Genomic DNA, 5,150 nt, shown 5'->3' on the forward strand with positions numbered 1-5,150 from the left:
TTCGCAGGGGAGGGAGCTTTATGGCTATCACTGCGGCAGCTGAAACATAGTCAGCGAGCAGAGCGCGCAGTTAAAAAAGCGCCGGAGTCCAGAGGGCGCGCGCTTACGCGTCCTCTGGGCCAGTTTGGGCGGCGAGCCCAAGGTGTTGACCTTAAAGCCGCATCAGCAGCGCCCTCCTGCTTACCTCTCCCTCAGGGATTCTTTCACCTTATTCAACGGTTTAATCAGATAATCCAGCACGCTTTTCTGACCGGTTTTGATATCCACATTCGCCACCATCCCCGGCACGATCGGGAACTGGCGCCCGGCTTTGTTGGTCAGGAAAGCTTTGTCGGTGCGGACATACACACGGTAATAGTACTGGTCGCGCTTCACTTCATCCTGCAACGTATCCGGTGAGACACCTTCAACTTTACCGTCCAGATCGCCATAGATTGATGAATCGTACGCCGAGATTTTTACCGTGGCAGGCAGTCCGGGGCGGATATAGGCGATGTCGCGCGGGTTAATGCGGGTTTCGATCAGCAGCTGATCTTCAATCGGCACGATTTCCATCAGCTTGCCACCCGGTTGCAGAACACCGCCGACAGTGGAAACCTGAATGTCTTTAACAATGCCGTGAACCGGCGAATACAGCTCAGAGCGCGTCACCTGATCTTCTTTACCGGCCAACACCTGCAATTCAGCGTCCAGATCGGCGTTATTTTTCACCTGCTCTTCACGCGCACGTACCGCGTACTGGTTAGTGGCATCGTCGATTTTTCCGCGCAGTTCGCTGGCCTGACGTTTGAGGCGAATGACTTCGACCTGTCCCGCCGCGCCTTTGGCCACCAGGGGTTGCGTCATGTTGATTTCATCGTTCACCAGTCTGAGCGACTGTTGCAGGTTAGTCACCGTTTCATCACGGTTCTGCTTACGTGATAAATATAACTGGCGTTCACGCGCCACCAGTTCCGGCGATTTCATGGTTTCGGGGCTGAATTTCAGCGGTGCGCCGGTCAGTTCGGCGCTCAGACGTTCAGAAGAAGCACGTAATGTCCGCACACGGGAGGCGGCCTCGCCGTAGTTTGACTGAGAACGTGTCGGGTCAAGCTGCGCCAGAAGCTGTCCGCGATTTACCACCGAGCCTTCCTGCACCATCAGTTTTAAAATTACGCCACCATCGAGCGAATCAATTTGCTGTGCTTTGCTCGATGGCGTCACTTTGCCGGTACCGACCGTTACTTCGTCCAGCACAGCAAAACGTGCCCAGACAAAAAACACCAGCAAACTGGCCAGCGTGCCCCAGATAATCCACGAGACTTTGCGGCTTTCGGCTTCCAGTTCATCATGCAATGTCAGATGTGCCATGCGGTGTCCTTAGCAGCTCAGGCTGCGCCTTGTTTTTTATCGTCCATGACCGCCGCTGCCGGAGCGGGCGTGGTGCTGGCTACTTTGGCGAGGATCTGATCCCGCGGTCCGTCAGCGACCACGCGCCCGTTATCCATCACGACGATCCTGTCCACCAGCCTGAGCAACGCCGGACGGTGCGTCACCACAATCAGCGTCCGCCCCACCAGCCAGCCATGTAACTGACGGATGACGTATTCTTCCAGTTGTTCATCCATCGACGCGGTCGGTTCGTCCATCAGCACCACCTGCGGGTTACGCAGGATCATGCGGCTCAGCATCACCATCTGCCGCTGACCGCCGGACAACCCGCGCCCGCCTTCGTTAATGATTTTATCCAGGCTCGACGCGTCGGCCTGCACCATCGACAACGCGCCACTGATACGTAACGCCTGCAGCATTTCCTGGTCAGTCGCGTGCGGATAACCCAGCATCAGGTTCTGACGCAAGGTGCCGAAAAACAGCCGCGAATCCTGCGACAGATAACCGAGCTGGCGGCGGATATCCGCCGGTTCAACTTTAGTCATGTCGACGCCGTCGATGAGAATTTTCCCCTGCGACGGACTGGCCTGCCCCGCCAGCAGTTTGAGCAATGTGGATTTACCCGCACCGACCTTCCCGAGGATTGCCACGCGTTCGCCCGGCTTGATCTCCAGTTGCCCGATACCGAGCACATTCGGCGCGTTCTCTTTGTCGTAGGTGTATTGCAGATTACGCACATTGAAATGGCCGCTGAGCGTCGGGCAATGTGACAACTGCGCATCCGCTGGCCGGTCAACAGGTTTTTTCAGCAGTTCATCCAGCCCGCGCATGGCGCTTTTCGCATGCTGCCAGCGGGAAAACACCATCGTCAGTTGCATCAGCGGTGCGATGGTACGCGATGACAACATGCTGCTGGCGACCAGCGTACCGGTGGTGATGTCGCCGCTGAGCACCAGATACACGCCGAAAACCAGCATGCCGCCGTAAGTCAGTTGCTGCACGGTGGAGGCCCAGCCTGTCAGGCGCGCGCCCCACACGCGTTGCTTCATGCCGACCGCCGCGCTCACTTCGTGCGTCTGTTCCCACTGACGCTGGAAATAGGCTTCCGCCTGCAAGGCTTTGATGTCTTCGATGCCTTCGATGGTTTCCACCAGCACGGCGTTGCGCAGTGCGCTTTCGCGCATACCTTCTTTCGCCAGTTTGGCCATCGGCCACTGGATCAGAATGCCGGGAATGACAATCAGCGGGATCGCCAGCAGCGGGATAATCACCAGCGGGCCGCCGATGAAAAACATGATGCCAAGGAACAACAACACGAAAGGCATATCCGCCGCCGCGCTGATGGTGGTCGAGGTCAGCAGTTCGCGCACCTGATCGATTTCACGCAACTGAGAGATAAAGGAACCGGTGGATTTTGGCCGGTCGTCGTTTTTGATATTCATCGCCCGCACGAAAAACAGCGAGGAGACTTTCAGATCGACTTTCTTGCCCATCAGATCCGACACCAGCGTACGCATCAGGCGGATGACATATTCCATCCCCGCCGCCAGCACCACGCCGAAAAACAGCACCCACAAGGTCGGGTAAGATTGCGCCGGAATAACGCGGTCATACACCTGCATTGAGAACAGAATTCCCGCCAGCGCCAGCACGTTACCGAGAATAGAGGCCAGCGAGATTTCCGCGATTTTGCGCCCGGAACCCCGGAAGTTATCCCAGAACCAGTGTTTTTTATGCGGCTGAACGAACGGGTCGATACGCTGATCGCGCCCGCGCGGTGCCACACCAACCAGAAAGACCGGACCGGTGCTTTGCTCAAGCAACACCACCAGTTCAGCCGAACGCACCAAGTTGCCGCCGTCGCTCAGCCAGTAGTCCACCATGCCGTCATCGTGCAGATTTTCCAGTACCGCAATGCCACCCTGTTGCAGCGTAATGACGGCAGGTAACACTTCCTGACGCCAGCGCACCTGATTCCAGCTGACCATACCCACCTGAAGCCCCATCAGACCGCTGAGCCGGTCGAGCTGACGCCGCAACGGCTGATGTTCGAACCAGCGCATTTGCTGGCGAAGATAAAGCGGATCTGCTGGTTTACCGAATGTTTCGGCCACGCGCCCCCATGGCGCTTATCCAGACGTCGATCGACAAAGGTGTTGTTGCTTCATTACTCATTTCAACCTCGATATCGAATGCTTCTGGTTTATTCCCGTCCTGTCCGCGCCTTACAGCATCGGGATGGTGTCACCTGTTTGTTTGTGTCTGTCGATGCCTAACATATCGACCAGATTGTCCACGGCGGCGGCATAGCGCACCGTCGCATCCCAGCCGTCATACAGCGCGCCAATGCGCGACGTATCGGCCTGAAAAACGTCCTGCTCAACGCTGAGCAAATCGTTCAGGCTGCGCTTGCTGAGTTTGTATTCATCCTGATAAACGCTGCGGGTATGCGTCGCGCTGCCGAACTGTTCCTCACCCGCCAGTTGCCGCTGCTGACCGCCGATCATATCGGCATAAGCTGCCGACGCTTTCTGGTTGATGTCCAGCTTGGCTTTTTCGACTTCGGCCTGTGCCGCCTGCCGCTGGCCTTCTGCCGCGCGGACTTTGGCGCTGACCGCCCCGCCCTGATACACCGGCGCATCCACCGCCAGCTGTACCTGATCGTCCCAGTAAGAACCGCCACCGCCGCTGTTTTCATAGCGCGTACGTCCTGCCTGCACTTTCAGGGTCGGCCAGTGCTGAGCTTCGGTCTGATTGACTTCTTCAATCGCCGCCTGCTGTTTAGCCTGCGCGGCACGCACCAGCGTGCTGTTTTCGTAAGGGATTTTGTCGAGGGTCACTTTCTGGTCCAGCAGGCTTTGCGGCAGATCCGGCAAATTATCGGACACCACGCCGGTCAGCACCGTCAGTTGTGCCTGCGCAGAACGTTGCTGCGCGCGGTATTGCTCAACGGTGGCTCTCATTCCGGCGATACGCGTTTCTGCCTGCAACACGTCAGACTGTGAACTCAGTCCGGCGTCTGCCCGCAGTCTGGCGGTGTCCCGCACACGTTCGAGAGAAGCGATATTGTCGCGCGCCGCCAGGCTCAGCGCCTGATAGCGTTTGACCGAGAGATAGGCCTGCAGGGTACTGAGCGCCACATCAGTCATTGTGCTGTAAAGCGAATAACGATAGGCATCAGACAGGTATTCCTGCTGACTGATGCTGCCGCCGGTACGACCAAAGTCATACAGCAGCTGGCTGAGCTGGACGCCCGCCGATGCGTTATTACTCAGGCTACCTGCCGAGTCAGTCTGATGTGATTTTCCGGCAGTTCCCTGTAAGGAAATCTGCGGATACCAGGCGCTTTTTGCCTCATCAAGGTTGCCTTTGCCGACGCGAATTTGCGCCGCCGCTTCTGAAATTTGCGGATTACGCGCAAATGCCCGCAGGATGGCATCCTGCAACGTCAGGCTGGCACGCATCTCCTCGGTCGGCGCAGCCTGCCAGTTAAATTCCGGCTGTTTAACCGCCGCCGTCACCCCCGTATTCCCTGTTAAACCGGTCAGGCACAAGGTGCCCAACATCACGGTCAGTGACCGCATCACTCTCTTATTTTTCATTACCGACACCACTTTAATTACGCCGATTTATATTTTTTGGTACTGCTCCCTCCCCTGTCAAAGGGGAGGGTTGGGTGGGCGCAGTCGTTTGCAACCCCCCCTCCCCGCCTCCCCCTTCGCAGGGGGAGGCGCACTACATCAACTTTGCTGAACGTGCAGACCGTGCTGCACCAGAAC

At 57.4% G+C, this 5,150-nt stretch carries 2 protein-coding genes and 1 pseudogene; all 3 read right to left on the reverse strand.

The genetic code is table 11. The annotated features are described in order from the left end of the window. Positions 1 to 180: 180 nt before the first annotated feature. Positions 181 to 1,350, reverse strand: coding sequence for an HlyD family efflux transporter periplasmic adaptor subunit (locus tag UC14_RS23830; protein WP_013574625.1), 1,170 nt, complete (start codon positions 1,348 to 1,350; stop codon positions 181 to 183). 17 nt (positions 1,351 to 1,367) lie between these two features. Further along, positions 1,368 to 3,546: pseudogene (locus UC14_RS23835) on the reverse strand (type I secretion system permease/ATPase). 50 nt (positions 3,547 to 3,596) lie between these two features. Continuing rightward, on the reverse strand, positions 3,597 to 4,973 hold the full coding sequence (locus UC14_RS23840) for a TolC family outer membrane protein (RefSeq protein ID WP_041673044.1): 1,377 nt from the start codon (positions 4,971 to 4,973) through the stop codon (positions 3,597 to 3,599). Positions 4,974 to 5,150: the final 177 nt, after the last annotated feature.

Source organism: Rahnella sp. NRRL B-41462 (assembly GCF_003263525.1).
Lineage (GTDB): Bacteria > Pseudomonadota > Gammaproteobacteria > Enterobacterales > Enterobacteriaceae > Rahnella > Rahnella aceris.

What these genes read in the sequence shown, in the direction of transcription:
- UC14_RS23830 (WP_013574625.1), bottom strand. Translation starts at nt 1,350, where the DNA reads ATGGCACATCTGACATTGCATGATGAACTGGAAGCCGAAAGCCGCAAA.
- UC14_RS23840 (WP_041673044.1), bottom strand. Translation starts at nt 4,973, where the DNA reads ATGAAAAATAAGAGAGTGATGCGGTCACTGACCGTGATGTTGGGCACC.